The sequence below is a fragment of the Kribbella sp. CA-294648 genome (genome assembly GCF_050943845.1).
Classification (GTDB): Bacteria; Actinomycetota; Actinomycetes; order Propionibacteriales; family Kribbellaceae; genus Kribbella.
Genome location: NZ_CP191981.1, coordinates 6,924,928 through 6,950,631 on the forward strand (window position 1 = coordinate 6,924,928; position 25,704 = coordinate 6,950,631).

At 68.9% G+C, this 25,704-nt stretch carries 28 protein-coding genes; 11 read left to right on the forward strand and 17 right to left on the reverse strand.

The genetic code is table 11. From position 1 onward, the window contains the following. The first annotated feature begins 10 nt into the window (after nt 1–10). A complete protein-coding gene (locus ACQPYM_RS32760) occupies nt 11–1,576 on the forward strand; it encodes an MFS transporter (protein WP_433008235.1) in 1,566 nt (521 codons plus the stop codon). Here the strand turns inward: ACQPYM_RS32760 and ACQPYM_RS32765 are convergent. Together ACQPYM_RS32765 and ACQPYM_RS32770 are read right to left on the reverse strand one after the other, a co-directional pair. Continuing rightward, nucleotides 1,569–3,089, reverse strand: a complete 1,521-nt coding sequence (locus ACQPYM_RS32765) for a leucyl aminopeptidase family protein (protein WP_433008237.1) — start codon at nt 3,087–3,089, stop codon at nt 1,569–1,571. The two genes, ACQPYM_RS32760 and ACQPYM_RS32765, sit on opposite strands and share 8 nt — an antisense overlap. Before the next feature lie 130 nt (nt 3,090–3,219). Then, nucleotides 3,220–3,387 (reverse strand): DUF3117 domain-containing protein, encoded by a 168-nt coding sequence (locus ACQPYM_RS32770; RefSeq protein WP_012923066.1) that lies wholly within the window; start codon nt 3,385–3,387, stop codon nt 3,220–3,222. Between the two features lie 182 nt (nt 3,388–3,569). Here ACQPYM_RS32770 and ACQPYM_RS32775 point away from each other — a divergent pair, with 182 nt between their 5' ends. After that, nucleotides 3,570–4,364, forward strand: coding sequence for a PaaX family transcriptional regulator (locus tag ACQPYM_RS32775; RefSeq protein ID WP_433008239.1), 795 nt, complete (start codon nt 3,570–3,572; stop codon nt 4,362–4,364). 33 nt (nt 4,365–4,397) lie between these two features. Continuing rightward, a complete protein-coding gene (locus tag ACQPYM_RS32780) occupies nt 4,398–5,189 on the forward strand; it encodes an enoyl-CoA hydratase/isomerase family protein (protein WP_433008241.1) in 792 nt (263 codons plus the stop codon). An 85-nt stretch (nt 5,190–5,274) separates the two neighbouring features. On the opposite strand, the gene snpA is transcribed toward ACQPYM_RS32780, so the two are convergent. From snpA to ACQPYM_RS32815, 7 genes are all read right to left on the reverse strand, one after another. Beyond that, nucleotides 5,275–5,931 (reverse strand): snapalysin, encoded by a 657-nt coding sequence (snpA, locus tag ACQPYM_RS32785; protein WP_433008243.1) that lies wholly within the window; start codon nt 5,929–5,931, stop codon nt 5,275–5,277. 193 nt (nt 5,932–6,124) lie between these two features. Further along, nucleotides 6,125–6,685, reverse strand: coding sequence for a DNA-3-methyladenine glycosylase I (locus ACQPYM_RS32790; protein WP_433008245.1), 561 nt, complete (start codon nt 6,683–6,685; stop codon nt 6,125–6,127). Beyond that, nucleotides 6,682–7,119: an SRPBCC family protein gene (locus ACQPYM_RS32795; RefSeq protein WP_433008247.1), complete on the reverse strand. Its 438-nt coding sequence runs from the start codon at nt 7,117–7,119 to the stop codon at nt 6,682–6,684. Before ACQPYM_RS32795 ends, ACQPYM_RS32790 begins: the two co-directional genes overlap by 4 nt. After that, nucleotides 7,119–8,069 (reverse strand): DivIVA domain-containing protein, encoded by a 951-nt coding sequence (locus tag ACQPYM_RS32800; RefSeq protein WP_433023436.1) that lies wholly within the window; start codon nt 8,067–8,069, stop codon nt 7,119–7,121. The genes ACQPYM_RS32795 and ACQPYM_RS32800 overlap by 1 nt, the downstream gene beginning before the upstream one ends. A gap of 111 nt (nt 8,070–8,180) precedes the next feature. Next, nucleotides 8,181–9,050 carry a TIGR00730 family Rossman fold protein gene (locus ACQPYM_RS32805; protein WP_433008249.1) on the reverse strand — a complete coding sequence of 290 codons (870 nt, stop codon included), beginning with the start codon at nt 9,048–9,050 and terminating at the stop codon, nt 8,181–8,183. A gap of 53 nt (nt 9,051–9,103) precedes the next feature. Further along, nucleotides 9,104–10,165 carry a succinyl-diaminopimelate desuccinylase gene (gene dapE, locus ACQPYM_RS32810; protein ID WP_433008251.1) on the reverse strand — a complete coding sequence of 354 codons (1,062 nt, stop codon included), beginning with the start codon at nt 10,163–10,165 and terminating at the stop codon, nt 9,104–9,106. Further along, nucleotides 10,152–10,853: a VOC family protein gene (locus ACQPYM_RS32815; protein WP_433008253.1), complete on the reverse strand. Its 702-nt coding sequence runs from the start codon at nt 10,851–10,853 to the stop codon at nt 10,152–10,154. Before ACQPYM_RS32815 ends, dapE begins: the two co-directional genes overlap by 14 nt. 182 nt (nt 10,854–11,035) lie before the next feature. Here ACQPYM_RS32815 and ACQPYM_RS32820 point away from each other — a divergent pair, with 182 nt between their 5' ends. From ACQPYM_RS32820 to ACQPYM_RS32830, 3 genes are all read left to right on the forward strand, one after another. After that, on the forward strand, nt 11,036–12,088 hold the full coding sequence (locus tag ACQPYM_RS32820) for an SGNH/GDSL hydrolase family protein (protein WP_433008255.1): 1,053 nt from the start codon (nt 11,036–11,038) through the stop codon (nt 12,086–12,088). A 71-nt stretch (nt 12,089–12,159) separates the two neighbouring features. Continuing rightward, a complete protein-coding gene (locus ACQPYM_RS32825; RefSeq protein ID WP_433008257.1) occupies nt 12,160–12,804 on the forward strand; it encodes a maleylpyruvate isomerase family mycothiol-dependent enzyme in 645 nt (214 codons plus the stop codon). A gap of 21 nt (nt 12,805–12,825) precedes the next feature. Beyond that, complete coding sequence (locus tag ACQPYM_RS32830) at nt 12,826–13,170, forward strand: TraR/DksA family transcriptional regulator (protein WP_433008259.1); 345 nt, start codon at nt 12,826–12,828, stop codon at nt 13,168–13,170. A 75-nt stretch (nt 13,171–13,245) separates the two neighbouring features. Here ACQPYM_RS32830 and ACQPYM_RS32835 read toward each other — a convergent pair whose 3' ends face one another. From ACQPYM_RS32835 to ACQPYM_RS32845, 3 genes are read right to left on the reverse strand one after another with little or no spacing between them, the layout of a single operon-like run. Then, complete coding sequence (locus ACQPYM_RS32835) at nt 13,246–14,043, reverse strand: carbohydrate ABC transporter permease (RefSeq protein WP_433008262.1); 798 nt, start codon at nt 14,041–14,043, stop codon at nt 13,246–13,248. Next, nucleotides 14,033–14,989 (reverse strand): carbohydrate ABC transporter permease, encoded by a 957-nt coding sequence (locus ACQPYM_RS32840; RefSeq protein ID WP_433008264.1) that lies wholly within the window; start codon nt 14,987–14,989, stop codon nt 14,033–14,035. The genes ACQPYM_RS32835 and ACQPYM_RS32840 overlap by 11 nt, the downstream gene beginning before the upstream one ends. Next, nucleotides 14,986–16,350: an extracellular solute-binding protein gene (locus ACQPYM_RS32845; protein ID WP_433008267.1), complete on the reverse strand. Its 1,365-nt coding sequence runs from the start codon at nt 16,348–16,350 to the stop codon at nt 14,986–14,988. Before ACQPYM_RS32845 ends, ACQPYM_RS32840 begins: the two co-directional genes overlap by 4 nt. 224 nt (nt 16,351–16,574) lie before the next feature. Between ACQPYM_RS32845 and ACQPYM_RS32850 the strand changes: the two genes are divergently transcribed. The 3 genes from ACQPYM_RS32850 to ACQPYM_RS32860 are packed head-to-tail and all read left to right on the forward strand — an operon-like array spanning nt 16,575 to nt 19,232. After that, entirely contained in the window at nt 16,575–17,210 is a 636-nt protein-coding gene (locus ACQPYM_RS32850; protein ID WP_433008269.1) for a KpsF/GutQ family sugar-phosphate isomerase, read from the forward strand. Continuing rightward, nucleotides 17,207–18,181 (forward strand): ribokinase, encoded by a 975-nt coding sequence (locus tag ACQPYM_RS32855; RefSeq protein WP_433008271.1) that lies wholly within the window; start codon nt 17,207–17,209, stop codon nt 18,179–18,181. The genes ACQPYM_RS32850 and ACQPYM_RS32855 overlap by 4 nt, the downstream gene beginning before the upstream one ends. Before the next feature lie 49 nt (nt 18,182–18,230). Further along, nucleotides 18,231–19,232, forward strand: coding sequence for a LacI family DNA-binding transcriptional regulator (locus tag ACQPYM_RS32860; protein ID WP_433008273.1), 1,002 nt, complete (start codon nt 18,231–18,233; stop codon nt 19,230–19,232). 9 nt (nt 19,233–19,241) lie between these two features. Here the strand turns inward: ACQPYM_RS32860 and ACQPYM_RS32865 are convergent, their stop codons facing one another. The 4 genes from ACQPYM_RS32865 to ACQPYM_RS32880 form a co-directional block, all read right to left on the reverse strand. Beyond that, nucleotides 19,242–20,462: an MFS transporter gene (locus tag ACQPYM_RS32865; protein WP_433008275.1), complete on the reverse strand. Its 1,221-nt coding sequence runs from the start codon at nt 20,460–20,462 to the stop codon at nt 19,242–19,244. Next, complete coding sequence (locus ACQPYM_RS32870; RefSeq protein ID WP_433008277.1) at nt 20,420–21,313, reverse strand: NAD-dependent dehydratase; 894 nt, start codon at nt 21,311–21,313, stop codon at nt 20,420–20,422. Before ACQPYM_RS32870 ends, ACQPYM_RS32865 begins: the two co-directional genes overlap by 43 nt. Continuing rightward, nucleotides 21,310–22,170: a phosphotransferase family protein gene (locus ACQPYM_RS32875; protein WP_433008279.1), complete on the reverse strand. Its 861-nt coding sequence runs from the start codon at nt 22,168–22,170 to the stop codon at nt 21,310–21,312. Before ACQPYM_RS32875 ends, ACQPYM_RS32870 begins: the two co-directional genes overlap by 4 nt. A 108-nt stretch (nt 22,171–22,278) precedes the next feature. Next, complete coding sequence (locus ACQPYM_RS32880; RefSeq protein ID WP_433008281.1) at nt 22,279–23,118, reverse strand: nucleoside hydrolase; 840 nt, start codon at nt 23,116–23,118, stop codon at nt 22,279–22,281. A 98-nt stretch (nt 23,119–23,216) separates the two neighbouring features. On the opposite strand from ACQPYM_RS32880, the gene dapD reads away from it, so the two are divergent. Together dapD and ACQPYM_RS32890 are read left to right on the forward strand one after the other, a co-directional pair. After that, nucleotides 23,217–24,155, forward strand: a complete 939-nt coding sequence (gene dapD, locus ACQPYM_RS32885) for a 2,3,4,5-tetrahydropyridine-2,6-dicarboxylate N-succinyltransferase (RefSeq protein ID WP_433008283.1) — start codon at nt 23,217–23,219, stop codon at nt 24,153–24,155. A 94-nt stretch (nt 24,156–24,249) separates the two neighbouring features. Next, a complete protein-coding gene (locus tag ACQPYM_RS32890; protein ID WP_433008285.1) occupies nt 24,250–25,227 on the forward strand; it encodes a hypothetical protein in 978 nt (325 codons plus the stop codon). Here the strand turns inward: ACQPYM_RS32890 and ACQPYM_RS32895 are convergent, their stop codons facing one another. Further along, nucleotides 25,228–25,644 carry a class I SAM-dependent methyltransferase gene (locus ACQPYM_RS32895; RefSeq protein WP_433008287.1) on the reverse strand — a complete coding sequence of 139 codons (417 nt, stop codon included), beginning with the start codon at nt 25,642–25,644 and terminating at the stop codon, nt 25,228–25,230. Nucleotides 25,645–25,704 lie beyond the last annotated feature (60 nt).

The following is a 25,704-nucleotide window of genomic DNA, read 5'->3' on the forward strand; positions in this document are numbered from 1 at the left end:
AAAGGAACTCATGAGCACCAACCACCCTGCCCCGGCAGGACCCGCGGAAGCGACCGTCGACGATCCGCGGCAGCGGCGGGCGATTCTGATTGCCGTCTGTATCGCGTTGATGGCCGTCATCGCCTCGGTCTCCGGGCTGAACGTCGCCCAGCCCGAGCTTGCCGTCGAGTTCGGTGCCTCGCAGAGCACCGTCTTGTGGATCATCAACATCTACACGATCAGCCTCGCCGCGCTGCTCCTCCCGCTCGGCGCGATCGGCGACCGCTGGGGCCGCAAGCCGGTCCTGCTCACCGGCCTCGCCATCTTCGGAGTAGCGAGCGCCGCCGCCGGCCTCGCCACTTCAACCGAACTCATGCTCGCCGCACGGCTCCTCAGCGGCGTAGGCGCGGCGATGATCATGCCGGTCACCCTCGCCGTCATCACCTCGACCTTCCCCGACCAGGAGCGGTCGAAGGCAATCGGCGTGTGGAGCGGCGTCGCCGGTGGCGGCGGCATCCTCGGGATGTTCCTCTCGGCCGTCCTGGTCGACCTGGCCACCTGGCGCTGGCTCTTCGTCCTGCCGGTCGCCCTCGTCCTCGCCGCCGCCCTGATGTCCTTGCGCTCCGTCCCGAACTCCCGCGAAACCAGCGAACATCGCTTCGACCTCATCGGCTCGCTGACGTCGGTGGTCGCAGTACTCGGCCTGATCTTCGTCCTCCACGAAGGCCCGGTGCACGGATGGACGGAGCCCGCGACCCTGCTGAGTCTCCTCGTCGGAATCCTCGCCGCAGCTTGCTTCATCGCCTGGGAGCTACGTCAGCAGGCCCCGCTCCTCGACATCCGGCTCTTCCGAGAGCGCGGACTGGCCAGTGGTTCCGTGTCGCTGCTGGCCGTCTTCGGCGTACTGGCGGGGATCTTCGTCGTCCTCTTCCCGTACTTCCAGGCAGTGCTCGGCTGGTCCGGGCTGCGCTCGACCTTCGCGCTGATGCCGATGGCGCTGCTGATGATGCTCGCCTCCGGCCTGGCACCACATCTCGCCGCCCGGATCGGGAGCCGCTCGACGATGGCATCCGGAATCCTCCTCGCCGCCGCGGGCCTGGCCCTGATGGCGACCTTCGTCTCCGTCGAGGGCGGCTACCTCTCGGTCCTGCCCGGGATGCTGGCGATGGGACTCGGGATGGGCCTGTCGATGACCCCGTCCACCGAAGCCATCACCACCGCGTTGCCCCGCGAACGCCAAGGAGTCGCGTCTGCCCTCAACGACGTCACCAGAGAGTTCGGTACTGCGCTCGGCGTCGCCCTCCTCGGCGCAGTCCTGTCCGCCGGCTACAGCAGCGCCATCGATTCCAGGCTCGCCGGTACGCCGGGCATCCCCGAGGGCGCGGCCGACACCGCGCGCGAAGGCATGGCCAACGCCATCGCGGCAGCAGAGGGAGCCGGCCCGCAAGCGGAGGCACTCATCCGTGCCGCGCAGGAGTCCTTCGTCGACGGCTGGCAACAGGCCATGTGGGCAGGCTTCGCCGTGATGGCCACGCTGTTCGTCTACGTCCTCGTGCGCGGCCCTCAGAGCGCCTCGCCCCGAAAGACGGCTAGCTGATCCCGGCCGTGGGCGCTTCGCTTGTCAGCCAGGTGGTGAGCAGGCGGGCGCCCGCACCGGTCGCGCCGAGGGAGTACTCGAACTCGTCGCGCGGCGACTCCGCGATGCTGGACAGATCGAGGTGTGCCCACGGCAGGTCGCCGGCGAAGGTCTTCAGGAACAACGCGGCCGTGATGGAGCCCGGCCCCTTCGAGCTGTTCACCGAATCGGCGATCGGCGTCGAGATCAGGTCGGCGTACTGGTCCGGCAGCGGCATCCGCCACAGTCGCTCGCCCGACACCTCGCCGGCCGCGGTCAGTTGCCCCGCGAGCGCGTCGTCGGTGGCGAACAGTCCGCCGTACAGCATCGACCCGAGCGACACCTTGATCGCGCCGGTCAGCGTCGCGATGTCGACGACCGCGTCGGGCTTCAGCTCCTTCACCGCGTAGGCGAGTCCGTCGGCCAGCACCAGCCGCCCTTCGGCGTCGGTGTTCTTGACCTCGGTCGTCCGGCCGCCGTAGTGCCGGATCACGTCGTCCGGCCGGTACGCCGTTCCCGAGGGCATGTTCTCCGCCGAACACACCAGCCCGGTCACCTTGACCTGCGCACCCAGCTCGCGCAGGGCCGCCATGGTCGCGATCACCGAACCGCCGCCGGTCATGTCGCGCTTCATCGACACCATGCCCTCGCGCGGCTTCAGCGACAGGCCGCCGGTGTCGTACGTGATGCCCTTGCCCACCAGGACGACGTACGGCGTGTCCTTGGTGGCGCCTTCGGGGGTGTAGTCCAGCCGGATCAGCCGCGGCGGGCGGGTCGAGCCCTGGCCGACCGCGAGGATGCCGCCGAAGCCGTCGGCCGCGAGCTGCTTCTCGTCCCAGACCCGGACGTCCAGCCCGGTCTTGCCGGCCAGTTCGGTGGCGCGGGCAGCCAGCCAGGCCGGGTCCTTCTCGTTCGAAGGAGTTGTTGCCAGTTCGCGCGCCAGCCAACCGGTTCGCCCGATCACCAAGCCGCGCTCCAGCACGTCAGCACGATCCAGGTCGGTGCCGTCCGTCAGGACCACGCGCTCGACGATCGGCTTGCCGACGTCGACGGTCTTGCGGGTGAACGTGAACGACCCCAGCACGATGCCCTCGGCAAACGCCTGGAGCGCCTCGTCGTCGATGCCCTCGGCAACAACCGTGGTCAGCTCGTCCTTGCCCCGGCCGAACCGCGCGATCGCCGCTCCGGCGTGTCGCAGGTCCCGCGCGGAGCCGTCGCCGGCCCCCACCAGCAGCACCTCGGCCACCTCGCCGGTCAGCAGCGGGTACGCCGCGGTCGCGCCGGCGCCCGGACTGAACCCGGTGCCGCGCTGCGCCTCGAGCAGCCGGCCGAGGTCGACACCGAGCCGCTCACCGGCTTCCTTGGCAGCGGCCGGCAGTCCCGCCTCGCCGACCACGATCACCCAGGTGCGCGACCCGTGGACCGGGAGCCCGGGCTGCCAGACGACGGCAGGCAGAGTCGGGAAGATGTTGCGGGCGCTGCTGCGGCGAGCCACCTGACGTCCTCACTTTTGATCAAAGGTTGTGGGTGCAACCGTAACGACCCCGGCCGGTGCCGGAAAAGGCACCCACCGGGGTCGCGGAGTGGTTCAGGGTGCGTTCTGACGAACGCCCCGGGGGATCGGATCAGCCGACAACGGCTTTGAGCGCGTTTCCCAGCTCGGTCGCCTCATCGGCGTTCAGCTCGACGACGAGCCGACCGCCGCCCTCGAGCGGAACCCGCATCACGATGCCCCGGCCCTCCTTGGTGACCTCGAGCGGACCATCGCCCGTCCGCGGCTTCATCGCCGCCATGCGCGCACCCCTTCCCTCATTGGATACTGCCCTCTTCGGTGTTGAGCGACGACACCACGAGGGAGTTCCGTCGCCGGCGCCCACGTGGTGATGCGCCGTCGGCGCGCATCGCACTGTCTATCTGGACCCATTATCCCCGATCACGGGCCAGAGCCGTGCACCATACGGCAGACTCAGGTCTCGTGCACGCCCGTTCAGCGCTCTTCGACCTGTACGGCGACCACCTGCGCGCGCGGGGAGCGCGTGCTCCGGTGGCCGCCCTGGTCCGGCTGCTCGCCCCGCTGGGCGTGCATCCGCCGGCCGTCCGGACCGCCGTCTCGCGGATGGTCCGGCAGGGCTGGCTCGAGCCGGTGAAGATCGACGGACAACCCGGCTACGCGCTCACCGCCCGGGCGCGTCGCCGCCTCGACGACGCCGCTGCCCGGATCTACCGGACCGGTACCGACGGCGCCGAGGGCGAGTGGGACGGGCACTGGCATCTGAGCATCCTGCGCGAGATCCCGAACGCCCGCCGCCGCGAGCAGCTGGCGAGCCAATTCGCCTTCCTGGGTTGGGCTCCGCTGTCCGACGCGGCCTGGGTCGGGCTGCGCCACGACGCCGAGGTGGACCAGATCCTCGACATCGAGGGGATCGCGGCCGACCGGTTCCGCGCACCGGTCGACGACGACGCGGCGGCGTTCGCCCGGCGGGTCTGGAAACTGGACGAGCTCGGCGCGTCGTACGACGCCTGGCTGAACGAGGCCAAGGCGCTGGCGGACAGCGCGGGCGACGGTGTCACCGACGAGCAGGCGTTCGCAGTACGGTCTGAGCTGGTGCACGAATGGCGCAAGTTCCTGTTCCTCGATCCGGGCCTGCCGGCCGAGCTGCTGCCGACCGACTGGGCCGGGACCAGGGCGGCCGCGTTCTTCGATTTCCACGCCACCCGGCTGAGCCACGCGGCCGGGCGTTTCGTGGACAACTGCCTGACCGTTCACTGACTGTTTTTCACCGAGTGTTGGGAGCCAGCAACGATGAGTGACTCTGTCGCGTACGACGTGACGGCGGGCGTCGCCACGATCACCCTGAACCGGCCGGAGGCGATGAACTCGCTCGACACGCCGACCAAGGTGGCCCTGCGGGACGCCGTCGCCGCGGCCGCCGAGGACGAGGCGGTCCGGTGCGTCGTACTGACCGGGACCGGGCGGGCGTTCTGCGTCGGCCAGGACCTGAAGGAGCACATCGGGCTGCTCCAGGCCAATGACCTGGACGCGCTGTGGAGCACGGTCCCCGACCACTACGCCCCGATCGCGCTGGCGCTGGCCGAGATGCCGAAGCCGGTGATCGCCTCGGTCAACGGAGTCGCCGCCGGCGCGGGCGCGTCGATGGCCTTCGCCTGCGACTTCCGGATCGTCGCCGACACGGCAGGCTTCAACTTCGCCTTCGCCGGCATCGCGCTGTCCTGCGACACCGGCATCTCGTGGACCCTGCCCCGGCTGGTCGGCCACGCGAAAGCGACCGAATTGTTGTACTTCCCCCGCACGATCCCGGCGACCGAAGCACTCACGCTCGGCCTGGCGAGTTCCGTCGTACCGGCCGACGAGCTCGGTACGGCGACCAGCGAGCTGGCGACCAAGCTGGCCGACGGGCCGACTGTTGCCTACGGCGCTCTTCGGCAGTCGCTCGCGTACTCCGCGACGCACACGCTCGCCGAGGCGCTGAAGTTCGAGGCCGGCAAGATGGAGCTGACCGGCGCCACCGAGGACCACCGCAACGCGGTCTCGTCCTTCGTCGCCAAGGAGAAGCCGACCTTCCAGGGCAAGTGACCAGACCGCGGCCCGGAACCTGATCGGTTCCGGGCCGCGGCCTTGTTCGGGCGGGGTTTGATTTCGGCGGGGGCTTTCGGCCGGGTCAGCGAGCGGTCGTGTACGCGTTCAGACCACCGGTGAAGCCGTTGGCCCACAGCCGGTTGACGCGGCTGCGCTCGGTCGAGTTCGGCCAGGCGTTGGTGCAGGACGGACCAGGACCGCCACCCGACATCAGCTCACTGCACGGACCGGAGTAGTGGTCCGGCAGGCCGAGCACGTGGCCGGTCTCGTGCGAAGTGATCCGGGTCGAGTCGTACACCTGCGCCTGGCGGTAGTCGAGGAAGATGTACCCACGACCGTGACCGTTGGTAGACGCGTACGAACCACGCGGGTCGTTGCCCTCGGTGTAGTAGAAGTCGTACCCACTGGAGCTCTGCACCAGCCGCACGTTGGTGACGGACGAGTTCCAGATCTGAGTAGAGCGGGCGATCTGAGTCGCGAAGGTCGGCGCATTCACCCGATACCGAACGGTGACCGCCGCGAGCGAGTTACCACTCTTGGCCTGCTTGGCCAGAGCCGACTTCATCACCGCGTCGTAAAACGCCTTGTTAGCAGCCGCCTCCTGCGGCGACCCGGCGTACGACGAAATCGTGGTCGCCTCGGGCGCAGGGGCGGCCGCGGCGGGCAGGGCGGCAAGGGCGGGGACGCCGAGGGCGGCGGCCAGAACGGCCAGGGAGGACAGGATCTTGCGTCGGGGCATGGGCGGGCCTCACTCCAGATCAGTAACGGAAAGCAATCGGCAAACTACCGAAAGCACCTGACCCAGCAGTGATAGCAACCCACCACGATTTTCCGCACCATCCCGCGAAATAACCGAGGGTATACCTGCGCACACCCTCGGTAGATCTCCGCACTTCGCGGGGTAACCCCTCAGGGCGTCAGCGTTCAGCCGGTCAGCGCGCGACGCAGTCGGCTACGTGGTCGTTGACTATGCCGGTGGCTTGCATGAGGGCGTAGCTGGTGGTGGGGCCGATGAAGACGAAGCCCTTTTTCTTCAGGGCTTTGGACATCGCGATTGACTCTGGGGTGGTGGCCGGGACCTCGGCTTCGGTTTGGGGAGCCGGCCGCTGGGCGGGCTGGAAGGACCAGAGCAACTCGGTCAGTTCGCCGGGCGTCAGGTCGAGGAGGGCGCGGGCGTTGGTGATGGCGGCGTTGATCTTCAGGCGGTTGCGGACGATGCCCGGGTCGGCCATCAGCCGGTCGAAGTCAGCCGGTCCGTACGCCGCGACCCGCTCGGGGTCGAAGTTGGCGAACGCCTTCCGGAAGTTCTCCCGCTTGCGCAGGATCGTGATCCAGGACAGCCCCGACTGGAACCCTTCGAGCGTCAGCCGCTCGTACAGGCCCTGGTCGTCGCGGATCTCCTGACCCCACTCGTCGTCGTGGTACGCGATGTACTCCGGCGCCGACGTCGCCCAGCTGCAGCGCGGTTTGCCGTCCGGGCCGATCACGCTCATCGGGCGATCCCGTCGGCGAGGCGCTTCAGCGAGATCCTCATCATCAGCTCGAACGCGGGGCGCACCAGCGGCCACGCAGTACGGCCGAGTGGTCCCAGTGGCGGGATAACGTCTTCGGACCAGACGAAGGTGCTGCCCTCCGGCGTGGCGCGGACGGCGAAGGTGCCGGTACCTCGGACGACCGCGCCGAGGTGTTCGACCGTACATTCGCGCGGCGGGTCCCAGTGCGTGATGACCATGTCGTCAGTGAATCCCACGGGACCGACACTTGTCCGCGCGGCGACACCGCCGCCGACGCCCTGGCCGTGGTTGCCGGTCGCCCAGACGCGGGTGAACAGCATCCAGGCGGACTGACCGTTCCAGTCCATCACCACGTCCCAGGCGGCCTGTTGGTCGAGCGGAAGGTCGACGGCCGCTTCCGCGTGGCAGGTCATCAGTTCGGTCGCTGCACGGCGCCCAGGTCGGGGGCGGCGCTGTGCCGGCCACGAGGCTCACCACTCGCCTCGTCGGAATCAGTCTCCGGATCCGCGTCGGTGGCGCCTTCGGCGGCGGGGTCCGCGGTGTGATCGGGCGGAGGTGGCTTGGCCTCGAACCAGGGCGTCGGCTCTGGTTCGTTCGCGTCGTGCGTGTGCACCAGCTCCTGCAGCAGAGGAGGAAGCGGCACCGGGGCCTGAGGCCCATCAAGTACGGAGGCCGGCTCACGCTCCTCGTCTTCCTGTACTACGTCCGCCGGTTCCGCAGGTGCCTCCGCGTCCGTTACTGCGTTGGGCTCGGGAAGCGCGTCCGCGGTGGCCGTCGCCTCCGGCTGGGCACCCACCTGCGCCTCCGGCTGGGCGGTAGCTTCGGTGGGCGGGGGTGCGTCCGGCGGGGCTACCGCGAGCGCGTCCTGCGAGCCCGCCGCTTGCGGCTGGGCGAGGGCTGCCTGCTCGGGTGGCTCCGGCGAGGCTGCGGGCTCTTGCTGCTCGCGTGCCGCTACCGGAGTCGGCTCCGGGGTGGGGAAGTCACCGCCTACGAGGATGGGTTTGTTGTAGCCGGTGTCTTCGAAGTCTGTGGCGTCGTACTCGGAGCGGGACGTGAAGCCCGCGCCCTCGGGGCCGTGGATGATCGGGGAGACCGCTCGTTCCAGGTCGGCGATCCGGCGGTCGCGTTCGGCCACCTCGCGGGTCACCCGTTCGAGCAGGGTGTCCACCTCGTCCATCCGGTAACCGCGCAGGCCGACGCCGAAGCGGGCCTTGGCGAGGTCTTCCGCGGTGAGCGCCTGCCGCGCCGGCACGGTCAGGTCCGGCCGGTCGTCGTACGCGGGGGCCATCGCACCCCAGCGTCCGGAGGCAACGACGGCAACAGCTCCGATCAGGAGCACGACAATGAGCCCGAAGAACCACATCACGGGACCGATCGTGCCATGTCCCCGGACTACCCCGCACAACCCCGGGCCAGTCGCCCGCTGTCAAGAGCCAGTTCGGCCTCCGGCACGCGCGTCCCGCGGCTGCCGATTTCAGCTGCCGTCCGAGCCGAGCCGGCGGACCTCGCGGCGTTCCCGGGCCTCCGGGCTGTCGGCCTCGTCGACGTCCCGCTGGGCCTCGGCCGCGGCCTCCTCGGCGGCCGCGTCGGCCAGCTCGCCGGCCTTCAGGATGTAGCTGATCGCCTCGTCGACGTCGTCGGTGATCGTGAACATCTCCAGGTCCGCCGCCGAGATCTTGCCATCGGCAAGCATCGTCTCGCGCAGCCAGTCGGCCAGTCCGCTCCAGTACGACGTACCGAACAGCACCACCGGGAACGACGTGACCTTGCGGGTCTGCGCCAGGGTGAGCGCCTCGAACAGCTCGTCCAGGGTGCCGAACCCGCCCGGCATCACCACGAACCCCTGCGCGTACTTCACGAACATCGTCTTGCGGGTGAAGAAGTAGCGGAAGTTCATCCCGATGTCGACCCACTCGTTCAGGCCGTTCTCGAAGGGCAGCTCGATGCCCAGGCCGACCGACACACCACCGGCCTCCGAGGCGCCCTTGTTCGCCGCCTCCATCACCCCCGGCCCACCCCCGGTGATCACCGCGTAGCCCGCGGCGACCAGCTTGCGGCCGAACTCCTCCGCGGCGGCGTACATCGGGTCCGTCGGCTTGGTCCGCGCCGACCCGAAGACGCTGATGGCCGGCCCGAGCTCGGCCAGCATGCCGAAGCCCTCGATGAACTCCGACTGGATCCGCAGTACCCGCCACGGGTCGGTGTGCACCCAGTCCGAGGGGCCGCGGCTGTCCAGCAACCGCTGCTCGGAGGTCGACTGCTGCACCTGGTTGCGGCGCATCACGACAGGCCCGCGCTGCTGTGAGCCCTGCGGACGGTCTGGGTGGATCGATGGGTCTGCCATGCCCCCAGGTTAGTCCGGCGACCCGGTTCAGGCCCGCCGAAACCGGCCGGGCCTCACGCCGTCAACCAACTCCTCAACCGCTGTTCACACTGCTCGATCTCAGCCTCCGGCACGTACTCCTCCTGCTTGTGCGCGAGCAGCGGGTCCCCCGGCCCGTAGTTCACCGCCGGCACTCCCAGCAGGGTGAAGCGCGCCACGTCGGTCCAGCCGAACTTCGGTTTCGGCTCTCCCCCGACGACCTGGAGGAACGCAGCCGCCGCCGGCCGCTCCAGCCCCGGCAACCCGCCCGGTGACGAATCGGTCACCACGACGTCGAACCCCGCGAAGACCTCCCGGACATGCGCCTCGGCCTCCGCCTCGGACCGGCTCGGCGCGAATCGGTAGTTGACCGACACCGTGCACAGATCCGGTACGACGTTGCCGGCGACTCCGCCGCTGATCGCGACCGCGTTGAGCCCCTCGCGGTACTCGAGCCCGTCGATCGGCACCCGCCGCGGCTCGTACGCCGCCAGCCGGTCGAGGATCTCCCCGGCCGCGTGGATCGCGTTCTTGCCCATCCACGAGCGCGCCGAGTGGGCCCGCTCGCCGTACGTCGTGACGTCGACCCGCATCGTGCCCTGACAGCCGGCCTCGACGGCCGCGTTCGACGGCTCCATCACGACCGCGAACACGCCCTGCAGCAGCTCGGGATGGGTCTGGGTCAGCTTGAAGAGCCCGTTCAGCTCGGCGTCGACCTCTTCGCAGTCGTAGAAGACATAGGTGACATCCCGGTTCGGCTCGGTCAGAGTCGCCGCCAGCCGCAGCCCGACGGCGACGCCACCCTTCATGTCGCAGGCGCCGAGCCCGTGGATCAGGCCGTCCGCGCGGCGAGACGGCAGGTTCGCGTTCAGCGGCACGGTGTCCAGGTGCCCGGCGATGACGATCCGCTCCGCACGCCCCAACTCGGTCCGCGCCACCACGGTGTTCCCGTGCCGCGACACCGTCAGATGCCCGTACGCCGACAACGCCGCCTCAACGGCGTCAGCCAACTCCTGCTCGGTACCACTGACCGACGAAACATCGACCAGAGCCTCGCACAGGTCAGGACTGGACTGGTCAAGATCAAGCTTCGCCATCAGATTCCTCGGTCGCCGGTGGTAGAAAAACACAGAACTCGTTGCCCTCGGGATCAGCGCAGACGTGCCAGCTGATGGTGTCGTCCTTGGGCCGCAGTAGTGTCGCACCCGCTGCCAGAACGGCGTCGAGGTCGTCCGCTGTGATGTCCCAGTGGATCCGGTTCTTCACCGTCTTGGGCTCGGGCACCGGGACGAACACCCAGTACTGAAACGGCAGCCCCGGCACGTTCTCCAGCCAGTACCACGGCTTGTCCGGGTCGTGCGAGAAATCGCCACCGACGATCCCCGCCCACCAGCGCGCCTGAGCCTCAGCGTCCGCCGAGTCCACCACCAGCTCCATCAGCCGGTACTCCGAGTGGTTCTCGCGCACGAATCCGCAGAACTCCCCGCCCTCGGGATCGGCCATCACGGCCCAGTGCTGCTCCTCGGTGATCGGCTCCAGCACGCTCGCCCCGAGCCGCTCGAGATCCTCGATCGCGCCGGTGTGCACGTCCAGATGAACCCGCTGCTTCACGGTCCGCGGCTCCGGCACCTGGTTGAGCCAGATCGTCTTCTCCGGCCGGTCGCCGAGCAGCACCTCCGGATTGTCCGCCGGGGTGGTCAGCCCGAGCACCTGCCCCCAGAAGGCCGCCATCAGACTCGTGGACCCGACATCGACGCACAGATCCTTGAACCGCCCGACACTCATCCCCCCAGGCTAACGGCGCTCGCGGCCCTGCCCCGAGAACCGCCGCCCGCGGAACCGTCACAAAATTGTGCAGCGGATTCCGCCGGCGGGCGCGTTTATGACGCCGCGCCTTGGTAACCGATAGTCACGTTACTGCTACAGACCGGCGGGCCGCCTCCTGCCCCGAGATCGTTGGAGGCTTGATGACCATCCCCAACCGGCTCGCCGCGGTAGCCGGCCTCACCGCGCTCGCGCTGGTCTCGACGGCTGGTGGCACCGCCGTCAGCGCGGCCGCCGCGCCCGCCCCCGCAGCGCCGAAGTACAAGTACTACGTGGCGTTGGGAGACAACTACACCGCCGCGCCACTCGTGCCACCCTTGGACCTGGCCAACCTGGCCTGTCTGCGGTCGGGCGGCAACTACCCGGCCTTGCTGGTCCAGAAGCTGAAGGTGCCGAAGTCGACCGACGTCAGTTGCGGCGGTGCGGACACCACCCATGTCGAGGCCTCGCAGACCACCCCGGCCGGTTTCCTGCCTGCCCAGCTCGATGCTGTCAGCAAGCAGGCCGACCTGGTCACGATCGGTTTCGGTGCCAACGACTTCGGGGTGCTGGCCAGCCTGCTCACCGTCTGCCCCAAGCTGCGCAAGTCGGACCCTGACGGCGCGCCCTGCAAGAAGAAGTTCACCACCGGCGGCAAGGACCAGCTGAAGCAGAACGTCGCCAAGACGAAGGGTCGGCTGACCGCCGTGGTGAAGGCGGTCAAGGGCAAGGCCGCGCCCAAGGCGACGATCGTACTGGTCGGCTATCCCACCCTCGCGCCGCCGAAGACCACCTGTGCCGAACTGCCGCTGGCCAAGGGCGACTACGCCTATCTGACGGAGATCCTGTCCGAGCTCAACAAGGCGATCCAGGCTGCCGCCAAAGCCGGGCAGGCAAAGTACGTCGATGTCTTCAAGGCGTCGGTGGGTCACGATGTCTGTGCCAAGGCCAAGGCCTGGATCCAGGGGAAGGAGCCGGACCTGCTGAAGGCGGCCGCGTTCCACCCGAAGGCCGAGGAGCAGGCCGCGGTGGCCGACCTGATCGTCAAGACGGTCTCCGGCCGGGACGCGACGATCACTTCCGCAGAGCAGGAGGCCTGGCTGGCCGGCGTCGAGGCCCGCCAGCAGCAGTCGGCCGCGATCCTCGCCACGCCAGATGCTCGCAACCGCGTCACCGACCGCCTGCGGCAGGGAGGCCTGTTCCCATCCGGCGGGTAGAGCCTGGCCGGTGGAGCCCGGCCGGGCGCCCGGCCGGCTCCGCGGTTTAGGTTTGGAGGGTGAAACCTGACATGGAAGCAACGGTCGCACGGCTGACCGCAGTACTGGCAGGTCTTGACGACGAGGCGGTGCGGGCGCCGTCCGGGTTGCCCGGGTGGTCGCGTGGGCATGTGCTGACGCACATCGCGTACTTCAGCGAGGCGATGACACGGCAGGTCGAGGAAGCTCTGGCGGGCCGGCTGGTCGAGATGTACGACGGCGGCCGCCCGGCTCGCGATGCCGCGATCGAGGCCGGCGCCGGGCGGTCGGCGGACGAGTTGCGGGAGCACGTCCGGACCGCCACCGCCGGACTGCTCGACGCCTGGCGGAAGGTCGACGACTGGTCGCGACCGGTCACGCACCGCAACGGCGACCTGGCGGCGACCGTCTACACGGGCTGGCGCGAACTCGAAGTACACACTGTCGACCTCGCTCTCGAGCCGACCTCCGACGACTGGTCGGTGGAGTTCTGCCTGCACCTGCTCGACTTCCTCAAGGCGCGCACACCTGACGGGCTCCACCTCATCCTGGTCGGGGGCAACACCCGCTGGGAGAACGGCACCGGCGAAGACCGCATCCTCACCGGCACCTTCACCGACCTCACCGCCTGGATGGCCGGCCGCCGCCCCGTCCGGCCCATCACCGGCGACCTGCCCGAGCTGAAGCCCTGGCCCTGATCCCGAGCAACAATGGGCACCATGTCAGGTGATCCCGAGTTACGCGCAGCGCTCACCGCCGACCGAACCAGTACGGCGGAACGCATCGCGGCGCTCAGCACCGACCTGGAAGCGATCGTGGAGGCCTCGCGGCTGGTCGCGACCGACGACGAACACGATCCGGAGGGTTCGACGATCGCGTTCGAGCGGTCGCAGACGAGCACTCTTCTCGCGGACGCCCGCAAGCGCCTCGAGGAGCTCGACAGCGCCTTGGCGCGGCTGGACGCGGGTGACTACGGCCGCTGCGAGCGCTGCGGCGAACCGATCGCGACCGGCCGGCTCCTCGCCCGGCCGACCGCGCGAACCTGCATCACCTGCGCGACCTGAGCCGCGGAGCACCGAGCCCGGAGCACCCATCCCGGCGCGCGGAGCCCGGAGCCCGGAGCCCGGAGCCCGGAGCAACTACTTCAGGCCGGTGGTCTTCATCGCGTCGACCAGGCGTTTCTGGCCGGCGACGAAGACGACGACGGTCGGGATCGCCGCGATCACCGCGGCCGCGAGGATGAGGTTCCAGGCGGAGGCGTACTGGCCCTGCATGCCGGAGATGCCGAGCTGGATGACCCGGAGATCCGGATTGCGGGTGATCGTGAGCGGCCAGAGGAAGGCGTTCCAGTTGGCCAGGAAGAACAGCACCGACAGGCTGGCCAGCACCGGGCGGCTGAGCGGCAGGATGACACTCCAGTACCGGCGCCAGTAGCCACAGCCGTCCAGGTCGGCCGCTTCCTCCAGCTCCCGCGGAATGTTCAGGTAGTACTGCCGGAGCAGGAAGATGCCGAAGGCATGAAAGATGCTCGGCACGATCAGTCCCGCGTAGCTGTCGAGCAGGCCGAGTTGCTTGGCTACCAGGAACAGCGGGACAAGGATGACCGGCAGCGAGACCAGCAGGGTGGACATGATGCCGGAGAAGATGATGCCGCGGCCGGGGAACCGCAGGCGCGCGAGCGCGTAGGCCGCCATCGAGTGGAAGAACAACGCGACCACGGTGACGACCACCGCGACGATCGCGCTGTTCATCAGGAACCGCGGTAACGGGATCTTCAGCAGCACGTACTGCAGGTTGTCCAGCGTCCAGGTCGACGGCCAGCCGAACGAGAAGATCTCCTCCGGCGGCTTCAGCACGCTGATCAGCACCCAGAGCAGTGGCGCTACCGCGAGAACTGCCAGGACATGAGCCAGGACGGGAAAGAATCTAGTCCTCATCGAAGCGGCCTCCTCGGGTGACGGCGAACATCAGGCCGGTACAGAGGATGAGCAGCGTGACGACGACGGTGGTCAGCGCGGCGGCGTACCCCATGTTGTTGAAGGTGAAGGCCTGTTCGTAGATGTAGAGGACGACCGTGCTGGTGGCCCGGGCCGGTCCGCCCTTGGTGAGCACGTAGACCAGGTCGAACGCCTGCAAGCCGGTCACCGCGCCGATCGTCGAGTTGACCACGACGAAGAAGCTGGTCGGTCGCAGCAGCGGCCAGATCACGTAGCGGAACCGCTGCCACGCGCTCGCGCCATCGATCTGCGCCGCGTCCTCCAACTCCTTCGGCACGTCCTTCAGCCCGGCCAGGAAGACCAGCATCTGGTAGCCCATCAGGAACCAGACGCTGATCACCACATAGGTGCCTAGGGCAAGCGCCGGCGTACCGAGGAAGGACACGTCGCCCAGCCCGAGCGGGCCGAGCAGCTTCGACAGGGCACCGCGCTTGTCGACCAGCAGGAACTGCCAGATCAGGCCGACCACGACCAGGCTGACCACGTTCGGCAGGAAGAACGCCGAGCGGACCCAGCCGATGCCGCGGAAATGGTTGCGCACCAGCATCGCCAGCGCGAAGCTCACCACGAACGCGAGCGGGACGAAGGTGACGACGTAGATCGCGGTGATCTTGAGCGACGCCAGCAACTGGTCGTCACCGATCATCAACTTGTAGTTGGCCAGACCGACGTACTGGTAGTTGCCGAAGCCATCGACCTTGAAGAAGGCGACGCCGAAGGCGAGCAGCATCGGCAGCGCGACGAAGATCAGCAGGCCGATCGCGTCCGGCGCCAGGAAGGCGTATGCCGCCAGTGCCTCGCGCCGCCGCTTCGTCATCGGCTTCTTCTCCCGGACCGCCGTCAACCGGGGCGGTCTCGACGGTGGCGCGCTCGTGGTCGTCGTCATGTGATGGGCGCACCCTGGTAGGTCTTCAGGAACGTGTCGATCTTCTGCGCCGCGTCCGCCGCCGCCTTGCCGGGATCGCCGCCGTTCAGCTGGCAGGCCTGGATCGCGTCCGCGATCGGCTGGTACACCTCCGGTGGGAAGCGCGGCTCGGGTTTGCCGGTCGGCGCGATCTCGGTGACGAACTTCTTCAGCACGCCTTCGGCGAAAGCACCCTTGGCGTCGGCGGCGGTCTGGACCGACTTGCGCGGCGGGACGTTCGTCTTGACCACGGTGTTCCACTGCCGCTGCCGCTCGACTCCTTCGGCATCGGTCGAGCCGAGCGCCCAGGCGATGAACTTGGCCGCGGCCTCGGGGTTCTTGCCCTTCGAGTTGGCCACAAAGGCCCAGCCGCCGAGGTCACTGGCAGGCTTGCCACCGTCGGGGATCGGGTGCGGAATGATGCCGTACTTGAAGTTCTTCGCCTTGCTGCGCAGGTCGGAGACAGCCCAGATGCCGCTCTGCTGCATCGCCACGGCGCCCGAGCCGAGGTTGGACAGGACATCACCGCCGCCGTCACCGAGAGCTTTCCGCGGGGCGACCTTGTTCTTGATCGTGTCCTGCCAGAACTTCAGCGCCTGTACGGCGGCCGGCGAGTCGAAGGCGACCTTGCCGTCCTTGATCGGCGTACCGTCGCCCTGCCAGAGGAACGGGTACCAGGTGAAGTTCTGGTAGTACCCGGGCAGGGTTTCGAACATCACGCCGTACCGGTCCTTGCCGGTCAGCTTCTCCGCGACGGCCAGCGTCTGGTCCCAGGTCTTCGGGAGGTCAGCCTCGGACAGGCCGGCCTTCTCGAAGGCGGTTTCGCTGTAATACATCGCGAGCGGCTCGATCTCCATCGGGAGGCCGTAGACCTTGCCGTCGACGCTGCGCGCCTCCAGCAGGCCGGGCAGGTAGTCAGCCTTGGTCTCGGCGGACAGGTCGCCGGACAGGTCCTGCAGGACGCCGCCGTTGTAGTAGCGCAGGAAGTCGCCGGGGCTGATCAGGAAGATGTCCGGGCCCTGCCCCGACTGGAACGCGGTCTGCAGTGTCGTACCACTGAGGTAGTCCTTGCCGGGGATGTAGCGCAGCTTCACCTTGACGTCGTTGTTCGCGTTCCACTGGTCGGCGAGTGCGACGAACCACTTGCTCTGCGGACTGTTGTCGTCGGACGGTCCGTAGAAGTTCCAGAAGGACAGCTCCTTGCCGTCGCCACCGGCGTCGTCACCGCCGCAGGCAGTCAGCAGGGGTCCGGCGAAGGCCGACACGGCCAGGGCGCCGAGGCCGCCGCGCAGTACCGATCGCCGGCTGATCGGCCTGGGATTTACAGGGGAGGTTGCGGGCATCAGGAACTCCAGGGGTCGAGCGGCCAGACTGGGCAATCGATTTCTCGCAATCTACGATCGCGGCCGGGAGTGGTCAAGAGTCCCGATGTCAACGATTTGACCGGAGCTGCCGTTCACGCTTGTTTTGAACAGGATGCAGCCGTTGACACTGTGTCGCCGTCTTGCCTAGTCTTCGGAAATCGATTTCTGACTCTGGACCGGAAAGCGGGTCGAGAATGCCAGTAGTGCCGAGGACGGAGTTGCCGCGAGAACTCGTGACCCAAGGGCTGGCGGCAGCGCGGAACGCGATCGAGACCGAGGCGGCGGCGGTGTCGGCACTGGCCGGGCGGCTCGACGGGGTGTTCCTCGACGTACTGAAAGCGGCAGCCGCGTGTGAAGGGCACCTGGTCGTCACCGGACTGGGCAAGTCCGGGCTGGTCGGACGCAAGATCGCCGCCACGCTCGCGAGTACCGGCACGCCCGCGTCCTTCATCCACGCCGGCGACGCGTTGCACGGCGACTCCGGCGCGGTGACCGAACGCGATCTGGTGCTGGCGTTGTCCGCGTCGGGTGAGACCGCCGAGGTCTGCGCGTTCGCCCGGATGCTGCGCGACCGCGAGATCCCGGTGATCGCGATGACGGGCGCCGAGGACTCGACGCTCGCCCGGCTGGCGACGTACACGCTCGACACCATGGTCCTGCGCGAGGCCGACCCGCTGAACCTCGCCCCGACCGCCTCCACCACCGCCGCCCTGGTGATGGGCGACGCGCTCGCCTGCGCACTCGTCGTACTGCGCGACTTCACCCACCACGACTTCGCCCGCTATCACCCGTCCGGCGCGCTCGGCCGCAAGCTGCTCGGCGCCGGGGAGGCGGAATGACCCGGTACGACGTGTGTGTGCTCGGGTCGTTCATGAAGGACCTGGTCGCCAGTGCGGAACGGCGGCCGTTGCCCGGCGAGACCTTGCACGGCACCGGATTCGCCGAGCACCTGGGCGGCAAGGGAGTGAACCAGGCGATCGCAGCCGCGCGGATGGGAGCCCGCACCGCGATCGTCGGCACCATCGGGGACGACCGGTACGGCGAGGAGTTTCTCGAGCTGCTCAAGACCGACGGGGTCGACACCAGTTGGGTGGTTCGGCATCCGGAGCTCGGGACCGGCGTGGGACTCCCGCTGGTGCTGCCGGACGGGGGCAACTCGATCATCATCGTGTCCCGCGCGAACTCCGCGATCACCCCGGCGGAGGTGGAGGCGGCGTCCGCCGTACTGACGTCCAGCAAGGTTCTCAGTGTGCAACTCGAACTCCCGGTCGAGGCGAGCAGAGCTGCCCTCCAGCTCGCCTCGGCCGCGGGCGTTCTGACGATCCTCACTCCGGCGCCGGCCGGACCGGTCGATACCGGGCTGGCCGCCTTCGTCGACATCCTGGTGCCGAACGAGGTGGAGGCCGCGGCGCTGACCGGCCTGGACTGCGACGACGAAACCCAGGTACCGGCGATCGCCCGGCGTCTGGCCGATGAGTGGGATCTGCGCGGCTGCGTTGTCACCCTCGGCTCGCGCGGCGCCTTCGTCTTGGATCGTCAATATGGCGTGGAAATGCGCGTCCCGGCCCACTCCGTCGCAACTGTGGACACAGTCGGTGCAGGAGATGCCTTCTGCGGATCGCTCGCCGCATCGCTGGCAGACGGCGCCGCGCTCGTTGACGCAGTACAGCTGGCCAATGCCGCGGGCGCGCTGTCCACCACCTTGGACGGTGCGGCCGCCTCGGCCCCGACCCGCGCAGCCGCTTTGGCCTTGCTCGACGCGCAAGCACGTGCTGCGATGCCTTTCGCTGTCGGGCAACCTCCGCCGTGAGATCCTTGTGCCGTCCAGACGGCAGCTAGGCCTCGAGCGGGGAGCGAGTATGACGACGATCTACGACGTCGCGCGTAGATCTGGCGTATCGCCGGCCACTGTGTCGCGGGTGCTCAGCGGCCGCCGGAACGTGGATCCGGAACTGTCCGAGAAGGTCCGCGCGGCCGTGGCCGAGCTCGGCTACCGCCCGAACGGAGTGGCGCGCAACCTGCGTCGCGCCAGCACGAACCTGTGGGCAGTGGTCATCTCCGACATCGAGAACCCGTTCTTCACCTCGCTGGTCCGCGGACTCGAGGACGTCGCACAGACCGAGGGCTACCACGTGGTGCTGTGCAACTCCGACGAGGACCCGGCCAAGGAAGCGGCGTACGCGTCGGCCGTGCTGACCGAGCAGATGGCCGGTGTGGTGATCTCGCCGACGTCGACCGCCGAAGGCGTCCAGCAGCTCGACGAGGCGAAGACGCCGATGGTGCTGATCGACCGCCGGGTCGAGGGCGTCGAGGCGGACACCGTCCTGGTCGACAACGAGCACGGCGCGGCCGAAGGCGTGAAGCACCTGATCGACGGCGGCTACCGCCGGATCGCCTGCATCACCGGACCTCGACGAGTCAGTACTGCGATGGACCGGCTGGCCGGCTACCGCTCCGCTCTTCGCGGCGCCGGCATCCGCTTCGAGAAGGACCTGGTCCGCCATGCCGACTTCCGCGAGGCCGGCGGCTTCGCGGCGATGGAAAGCCTGCTGGACCAGCCCGAACCGCCAGAAGCCCTCTTCGTCGCCAACAACCTGATGACCGTCGGCGCCCTGGAATGCCTGGCCAAGCGCGGCCTCCGCGCCCCCGACGACATCGCCGTGGTCGGCTTCGACGACCTCCCCTGGGCCGACCTGGTCGTCCCCTCCCTCACCACCGTCGCCCAGCCCACCTACGAACTGGGCCGCACCGCAGGCCTCCTCCTCAAAGACCGCATAGCCTCCCCCGGCCGCCCCCCATCCACAGTCACCCTGAGAACCGAACTCCACATCCGAGCCACCTCAGCCCCCAAAACCCCCTAACCCCACCTGCTACTCGGGTGTTTGGGGTTTGTGGCGGGGGACCCAGTGGGCTAGCCAGGTGGCGCCTAGGGTGGTTAGGGCTCCTAGGGTGAGGGTGGCTGTGGCTAGAGGGGCTAGGAAGGTGATGGCGCTGATCAGGAGGGGGCCTAGGACTCCGCCTAGTTCGGCGCAGGCGGTCCAGCCGGCCAGGAACTGGGCTCGGAGGGCTGGTGGGGCGGCGTCGGCGCCCAGGGTGATGATGATGCCGGAGCCGAGACCGTTGCCTATGGCCATCAAGCTGGCGACGGCGAGTACGGCGTACAGGGTGCTGGTGAGCGGGAGGACGAGCATGCCGAGGCCGAGCGCGAGGGTGCACGGGACGGCGATCCAGACACGGCCGAAGCGGTCCATCACCAGGCCGGCGGGGTAGAACAGCAGCATCTCGATGCCGTTGGTGATGCCGAAGACGATCGAGATGTCGGTGGCGGACAGGCCGACGTGTTCACCCCAGAGCGGGACCAGGCTGACCCGTGCGATCCTCGCCACCGCGATCACGAAGACGCCGGTGCCGAGGGTGAGGAAGACGCGGCGGCTGTCCCAGAGCACCTTCCGGATCGGCTGTCGCTCCGGCAGGACGTGCTCCCGGACAGGATCACCGGCACAGAGCAGCAGTACTGCGGCGCCGAGCGAACTGGCGACCCCGACGGCGTACGCGGCGGCGATCCCCCACCGATGGCCCGCCGCCGCACCGAGGAACGGGCCGACGAACAAGCCGATCCGGTTCACTCCGCCGAGCGTCGACATCGCCCGGGCACGCATCCCGATCGGCACCACATCGGTGAGATACGACTGCCTCGCCAAGCTGAACACCGCGCCCGACAGACCGGCGACGACCAGCGCCAGACCAAGCACCTGCCAACTGCCCGCGAGCCACGCCAAGAGCCAAGCCGCCGCCGTGACGATTGCCGCCAGCAACAATGCCCGCCGCTCGCCGATCCGCACCACCAACGCGCCGGCGGGCAGCGACCCCGCGAAGTACCCGAACCCCAGTACGCCGACCAGAAAGGCCGCCGTCCCGACCGAAGCGCCCAACTCCAGCGCCGACAGGGCGATGATCGGCAGAATCGCCCCCATCCCCACCGAGTTCACCACCGTCGGCCCGAACACCGGCACGGCGACCTGCCACAAGCTGAACCGCTCGGCCACGATCAGTGCGGCGGTGGGGGTGGGGTGTTTCCGGCTTGGATCCACTCCATGCAAGCTCGCGCCGAGTCGGCCGCCGGCCGCACCTCAAGACCGGCGGCTAGCGCTCTGGAGTTGTCGAGGAGGAAGGTCCCGTCGTTCGATCCGTCGTGCGGCAGGTGGAAGCGATCCACGGCCGGCTCCCAGTCCACCGGCGGACTTCCCGGTACTACGGACCGCCACGCCTCGGCGAGGGTCGCCATCGTCATCGACTCGCTCACCGCGTTGAACGCTCCGGCGCGGCGGTCAACCGTCACCCGCAGTAGGAACGCCGCCAGGTCACGGGCGTCGAGGTACTGGATCGGCTGATCCGGTCTCGCGGCGCATTCGAGTGGTTTGCCGGTGGCGAGCGCCTCGCCCCAGTTGCCGAAGTCCGGGTTGTACGGTCCGACGACGAAGCCCGACCGGACAGCCGTGGTGCGCTCACCGAACGTCTCGGCCAGCAGTCCTTCGGCCCGGGCCTTCGACGGTCCGTAGAGATCCATCGTGAGCTCGTCTTCCGGAGCACCCTCGGGCCACGGCAACAAAGGCGCGTCCTCCGTCATCCCCGGCGTTGTCCTGCGCGCGTACACCGCGATCGAGGACATGAAGGTGTAGTGGCCGACGCGGTCCCGCAGCAGTTCAGCACTTCGGCGCAGGTCTCGAACCAGGAAGCCGGACATGTCGATGACGGCATCCCACTCCCCCGACGCCAGCGCCTCGGGCGCCGATCGGTCGCCCCGCAGGTGGGTCGCCTCGGGAAAGAGGGTGGTGTTGGTCCGGCCGCGATTGAAGAGGGTCAGCTCATGCCCGGCGGCGAGCGCTGCTTCGGCGACGTGGCGGCCGAGATTCTTGGTTCCGCCGAGGATCAGGTCCCTCATCGCAGGTTGGTGGTGATGTCGGTCAACTCCGCCAGCAGCGGCGCGATCCACTCTCTGGAGGAGGGCACGGTATTCACGCCTTCCTCGACGACCCAGGTCAGGGCGCGCAGGGTGAACGCGATTCCCCCGATCGCGAGCTGGCGCTGGACCAGCTGAGGATCGGTGCCGGAAGCATCGATGTAGCGGGCAACGATCGGCCCGCGTTGGTGGCCGACGGCAACAGCATCGCGGAGCAGGGTGTAGAGGTCGCTCAGGTGTGGAGCCACGTGCGCGAGCGGCCAGTCGACGACGGTCCAGCGGGTGCCGTCGGTGACAAGATTCTTCGGCACGAAGTCACCGTGGACCACGCGGGCCGGCGTCTCCTTCTGCAACTCCTCCAGCTTCGCAACCCCTACCGTCTCGAGTCGCGCCGCCAGCTCGCCGTCGGCCGGACTCCGGCGTACCAGGTCTCGGAGGTGGTCGGGCGTGAACTCGCTGGGCGCATCGATCGGCTGCGAACGAACAGCGGCGATCAGCTCGGCAGCGGCCAGGAAGCCCTCCGCGGTCGGCTCCTGCTCCAGACTCCCCAGGCCGACATCGGCGAGCACGAGCAGTACGGCGTCGTCCGTCCCCTCGGCGTGGATCAACTTCGGCGCCGGCAACTGGAGCGGCACGACAAGCCGCCGGTACGCCGCGGCCTCGGTCACCTGCGCGTCGCTGCCGCGCTTGGCGATCACACTGCGCAGGCCGTACGACAGGCGCCAGACCTCTGACGAGCCCCATTCGCGCAGGACCTCGCCCTTGAGGTCGCCGAGGTTCGGCGCCTGGGTGGCGGCCAGGACGGGTCCGGCGATCGGATCGAGCCAAGCGGGCAGCATGCGGGCGTCCTCCAGGAGTGAGTTGATCGCAGGTCAATCGATCGCCGACCAGTCGATCGCGAGCCAGTCGATCTCAGGTCGGTTAGTGGCTGGTCAGTTGCTGGCTGGTCAGTTGATGGCGGCGAGCATCCGGTCGACGATCCGGCGGGTGACCCGCTCGGGGTCCAGGTCGGTGACGATCCGGTGCGGGCCGGCCGGGTCCGCCGCGAACCGGGTCAGCCCGTCATCCTCCACGACGATCCGCCCGGTGGCGAACGAAAAGAGCTCCGGCTCGACCATCATCAGCACCGCCGCCGGATCGTGCGGCTGGTTGAAGTCGCGCTGCCGGAACTCCCAGAACTGCCGGATCTCCGCGCCGGCCAGCTCACCCAACGACCCCGCGGACTCGAGTTCGGCGACCAGCGCCGCGTCGAGCCGGAGCCGCCTCGTCTGGTCGATGCCGATCGTCGTCAAGGGCAACCCGGAGCCGAAGACCGCAGCCGCCGCGGTGACGTCGCACTTGAGGTTGTGCTCGGGCTCGTCGCCGCCGCCGAAGTCCCCGCCCATCAGGACCAGCTCCTCAATCTGATGCCCAGGGGCCTCGACCGCCTCAGCGACATTGGTCAGCGGCCCGACCGCCAGCACCGTCGCCGACCCGGCCAGCAGAGCGACAGGGTCATCCGTACTGACCTCCTCCTGCTCGAGCCCCGGCATCAGCGTGCCCTCGTGCCCGGCCCACCAGACCTCACGACCGGATCGCGGCTCGCCACGCCCTGGCACGATCGGCCCGACGTCACGACCGGCGAGGCGGGCCACCCTGGCCACCATCCGCGCCCGCAACAACACGTCGCCGTACACGGTGGTCACGCCGGCCAGGGCGAGTTCGGGCGAACCCAGGATGGCCGTCAACGCCAGCAGGTCGTCGACGTCGGTACCGAAATCGGTGTCGAGGATCAGGGAAACCGGCATGGGAATCCTTTCGTCGCGGTCCGGTACGCCTGCTGCGAGGCTATCCACTGTTCAGACCGGTGGACGAGCGATGACCCGGCGTCTGGCAGGCTTTGGGCATGACTGAGAACGCCACCCGCGCCTGGGGCTTCGGCCTCGCCACCGTCACCCCCTCCGGCAGCGTGCTCGACGTCTGGTACCCGGCCCCCGCCCTGGGCGAGGCCCCCGCCGAGGTGAAGGCACCGGCCGAGCTGATCGCTGCCGAGGGCAACGACGACCTCCGCCAGGTACGCCGTACCGTCGTCCAGGCCGAGATCGTGCTGGACGAGGCACCCGCGGACACCGCTGACGCGTACCTGCGACTGCACCTGCTCTCGCACCGGCTGGTCCGTCCGCACGGCCTGAACCTGGACGGCATCTTCGGCGCGTTGCCGAACAACGCCTGGACCTCGCACGGCCCGGTCCCGGTCGAGGAGATCGAGAACGTCCGGCTCCGCGCCCGCGCGGCCGGCCTGCACCTGACCGTGACGAGTGTGGACAAGTTCCCCCGGATGACCGACTACGTCGTACCGTCCGGCGTCCGGATCGGCGACGCGGACCGGGTCCGGCTCGGCGCGCACCTGGCCTCGGGCACCACCGTCATGCACGAGGGCTTCGTCAACTTCAACGCCGGCACGCTCGGGACGTCGATGGTGGAAGGCCGGATCGTGGCCGGGGTCGTGGTCGACGACGGCAGCGACATCGGCGCGGGCGCCTCGATCATGGGCACCCTGTCGGGTGGCGGCAAGGCCGTCGTCTCGATCGGCAAGCGCTGCCTGCTCGGCGCGAACGGTGGCGTCGGCATCTCGCTCGGTGACGACTGCGTGGTCGAGGCGGGTCTCTACGTCACCGCCGGTACGAAGGTCACGCTGCCCGACGGCTCCGTCGTGAAGGCCCGCGACCTGTCCGGCCAGCCCGGCCTGCTCTACCTGCGCAACTCGGTCACCGGCGCCGTCGAGGCCCGCCCGCGCAAGGGTGAGGGCATCACGCTCAACGAAGCCCTGCACGCCAACGCGTGACAAATCACGCCAACCTAGGCGAGGAGCGGCGCGTCATACTCAGCGTGACCCATCTCCAGGAACCTGTACGCCGGTCCCGAACGTTGGAACTCGTATGCCGATGAACCGGGGCACGCTGGTTGCCGTAGGAGCAATAGGTGCGCTCGCGCTTGCCGTCGGGGTGGGGATCGCGTGGATCGGCGGCAAGGGCGTCGGGCCGCTGCTGCCGCCCCGTGAGCAGTGCATGGCGACGGTCAGCGACGCGAGCGTCGTACTGGACCTGGAGCAGGCCGAGTCCGCGGCGATCATCGTGGGCATCGCAGTACGGCGTGGTCTGCCGGCGCGGGCTGCCACGATCGCGCTGGCCACGGCGTACCAGGAGTCCGGACTGCGCAACCTGGCGCATGGTGACCGGGACTCGCTCGGGCTGTTCCAGCAGCGGCCGTCGCAGGGCTGGGGGACGCCTGCGCAGGTGCAGGACCCGCACTACGCGGCGGCGAAGTTCTACGACGCGCTGGTGAAGGTGAAGAACTACCAGAAGCTTGCGGTGACGGTTGCTGCTGACCGGGTCCAGCGGAGCGCCTTCCCCAACGCCTATGCCGACCACGAGGCGGATGCGCGAGTGCTGGCGTCCGCGCTCACCGGCCAGTCCAAGGCGGCCTTCAGTTGCACGGTCAGCACCGCCTCGCTGCCGGCCGAGACCATGGGCAAGACCGGGCTGACACCACGGGCAGAGACGGTCCGGAGGGATCTGGTCGCGACGTTCGGGAAGCTGTCGACCGGGGGTTACCAGCCGGGTGGCGTGACGACGGGACACATGGAGGGCTCGGCCCACTACGAGGGCCGGGCGGTCGACATCTTCGTGAAGCCGATCTCGACGGCGAACACGGTCAAGGGCTGGGCGGTGGCGCAGTACCTGGTGGCGCGCGCCGACCACCTCGGGATCCGCACCGTCATCTTCGCCGACAAGATCTGGACTTCCGGCGGCCGCTCCGACAGTGGCTGGCGCGACTACACGGCGCCCGACCGCCCCGGCAACAAGGACACCCTCCGCCACCTCGACCACGTCCACGTCGACGTCATCGAGGAATAGTCAGAGCTTCAGTTCGCGGAGCGGGGTGCCGCCGTCGATGAAGAGGCGGCCGGTGGGGGTCAGGGCCGCGGCTATGCGGGCCAGAGACGGCGCCTGCTGAGCTGGGTGGCGGCCGTCGAGGGCGCCTACTCGGATGGCAAAGGCGAGGTCGTACGGGGCTTCGCCTGGCTCCAACTCGAACACGTCGACGGCGGACTGGCGGAAGGCCAGGTTGGAGAGCTGCTCAGCGGCCAGGGCCTGCTGGATGGCCTTCGGGGAGCGGTCGACGCCGAGGACGAAACCGCTCGGGCCGACGCGACGGGCAACCTCACGGGCGGCCGCGCCCGGGCCGCAGCCGAACTCGAGGACGCGGAGCCCCGGGACGAGCGGCAGCGCGTCGACGACCGCGGCAAGCCGCGAAGACAACGAAGCAGACACCAGAGACCTCCTTCAGTCTCAATACCGCCTACCTGCGGGCACAGCAACGCCCGGATGGCC

Bases quoted from the DNA above. Each gene is read 5' to 3' on its own strand.
- ACQPYM_RS32815 (WP_433008253.1), bottom strand. From the start codon at position 10,853: ATGAGTGTCGGGCGGTTCAAGGATCTGTGCGTCGATGTCGGGTCCACG.
- ACQPYM_RS32890 (WP_433008285.1), top strand. From the start codon at position 24,250: ATGCCGATGAACCGGGGCACGCTGGTTGCCGTAGGAGCAATAGGTGCG.
- ACQPYM_RS32825 (WP_433008257.1), top strand. From the start codon at position 12,160: ATGGAAGCAACGGTCGCACGGCTGACCGCAGTACTGGCAGGTCTTGAC.
- snpA (WP_433008243.1), bottom strand. From the start codon at position 5,931: ATGCCCCGACGCAAGATCCTGTCCTCCCTGGCCGTTCTGGCCGCCGCC.
- dapE (WP_433008251.1), bottom strand. From the start codon at position 10,165: ATGGCGAAGCTTGATCTTGACCAGTCCAGTCCTGACCTGTGCGAGGCT.
- ACQPYM_RS32805 (WP_433008249.1), bottom strand. From the start codon at position 9,050: ATGGCAGACCCATCGATCCACCCAGACCGTCCGCAGGGCTCACAGCAG.
- ACQPYM_RS32835 (WP_433008262.1), bottom strand. From the start codon at position 14,043: ATGAGGACTAGATTCTTTCCCGTCCTGGCTCATGTCCTGGCAGTTCTC.
- ACQPYM_RS32820 (WP_433008255.1), top strand. From the start codon at position 11,036: ATGACCATCCCCAACCGGCTCGCCGCGGTAGCCGGCCTCACCGCGCTC.
- ACQPYM_RS32855 (WP_433008271.1), top strand. From the start codon at position 17,207: ATGACCCGGTACGACGTGTGTGTGCTCGGGTCGTTCATGAAGGACCTG.
- ACQPYM_RS32780 (WP_433008241.1), top strand. From the start codon at position 4,398: ATGAGTGACTCTGTCGCGTACGACGTGACGGCGGGCGTCGCCACGATC.
- ACQPYM_RS32875 (WP_433008279.1), bottom strand. From the start codon at position 22,170: ATGCTGCCCGCTTGGCTCGATCCGATCGCCGGACCCGTCCTGGCCGCC.
- ACQPYM_RS32790 (WP_433008245.1), bottom strand. From the start codon at position 6,685: ATGAGCGTGATCGGCCCGGACGGCAAACCGCGCTGCAGCTGGGCGACG.
- ACQPYM_RS32770 (WP_012923066.1), bottom strand. From the start codon at position 3,387: ATGGCGGCGATGAAGCCGCGGACGGGCGATGGTCCGCTCGAGGTCACC.
- ACQPYM_RS32760 (WP_433008235.1), top strand. From the start codon at position 11: ATGAGCACCAACCACCCTGCCCCGGCAGGACCCGCGGAAGCGACCGTC.
- ACQPYM_RS32830 (WP_433008259.1), top strand. From the start codon at position 12,826: ATGTCAGGTGATCCCGAGTTACGCGCAGCGCTCACCGCCGACCGAACC.
- ACQPYM_RS32870 (WP_433008277.1), bottom strand. From the start codon at position 21,313: ATGAGGGACCTGATCCTCGGCGGAACCAAGAATCTCGGCCGCCACGTC.
- dapD (WP_433008283.1), top strand. From the start codon at position 23,217: ATGACTGAGAACGCCACCCGCGCCTGGGGCTTCGGCCTCGCCACCGTC.
- ACQPYM_RS32880 (WP_433008281.1), bottom strand. From the start codon at position 23,118: ATGCCGGTTTCCCTGATCCTCGACACCGATTTCGGTACCGACGTCGAC.
- ACQPYM_RS32840 (WP_433008264.1), bottom strand. From the start codon at position 14,989: ATGACGACGACCACGAGCGCGCCACCGTCGAGACCGCCCCGGTTGACG.
- ACQPYM_RS32800 (WP_433023436.1), bottom strand. From the start codon at position 8,069: ATGTGGTTCTTCGGGCTCATTGTCGTGCTCCTGATCGGAGCTGTTGCC.
- ACQPYM_RS32795 (WP_433008247.1), bottom strand. From the start codon at position 7,119: ATGACCTGCCACGCGGAAGCGGCCGTCGACCTTCCGCTCGACCAACAG.
- ACQPYM_RS32860 (WP_433008273.1), top strand. From the start codon at position 18,231: ATGACGACGATCTACGACGTCGCGCGTAGATCTGGCGTATCGCCGGCC.
- ACQPYM_RS32845 (WP_433008267.1), bottom strand. From the start codon at position 16,350: ATGCCCGCAACCTCCCCTGTAAATCCCAGGCCGATCAGCCGGCGATCG.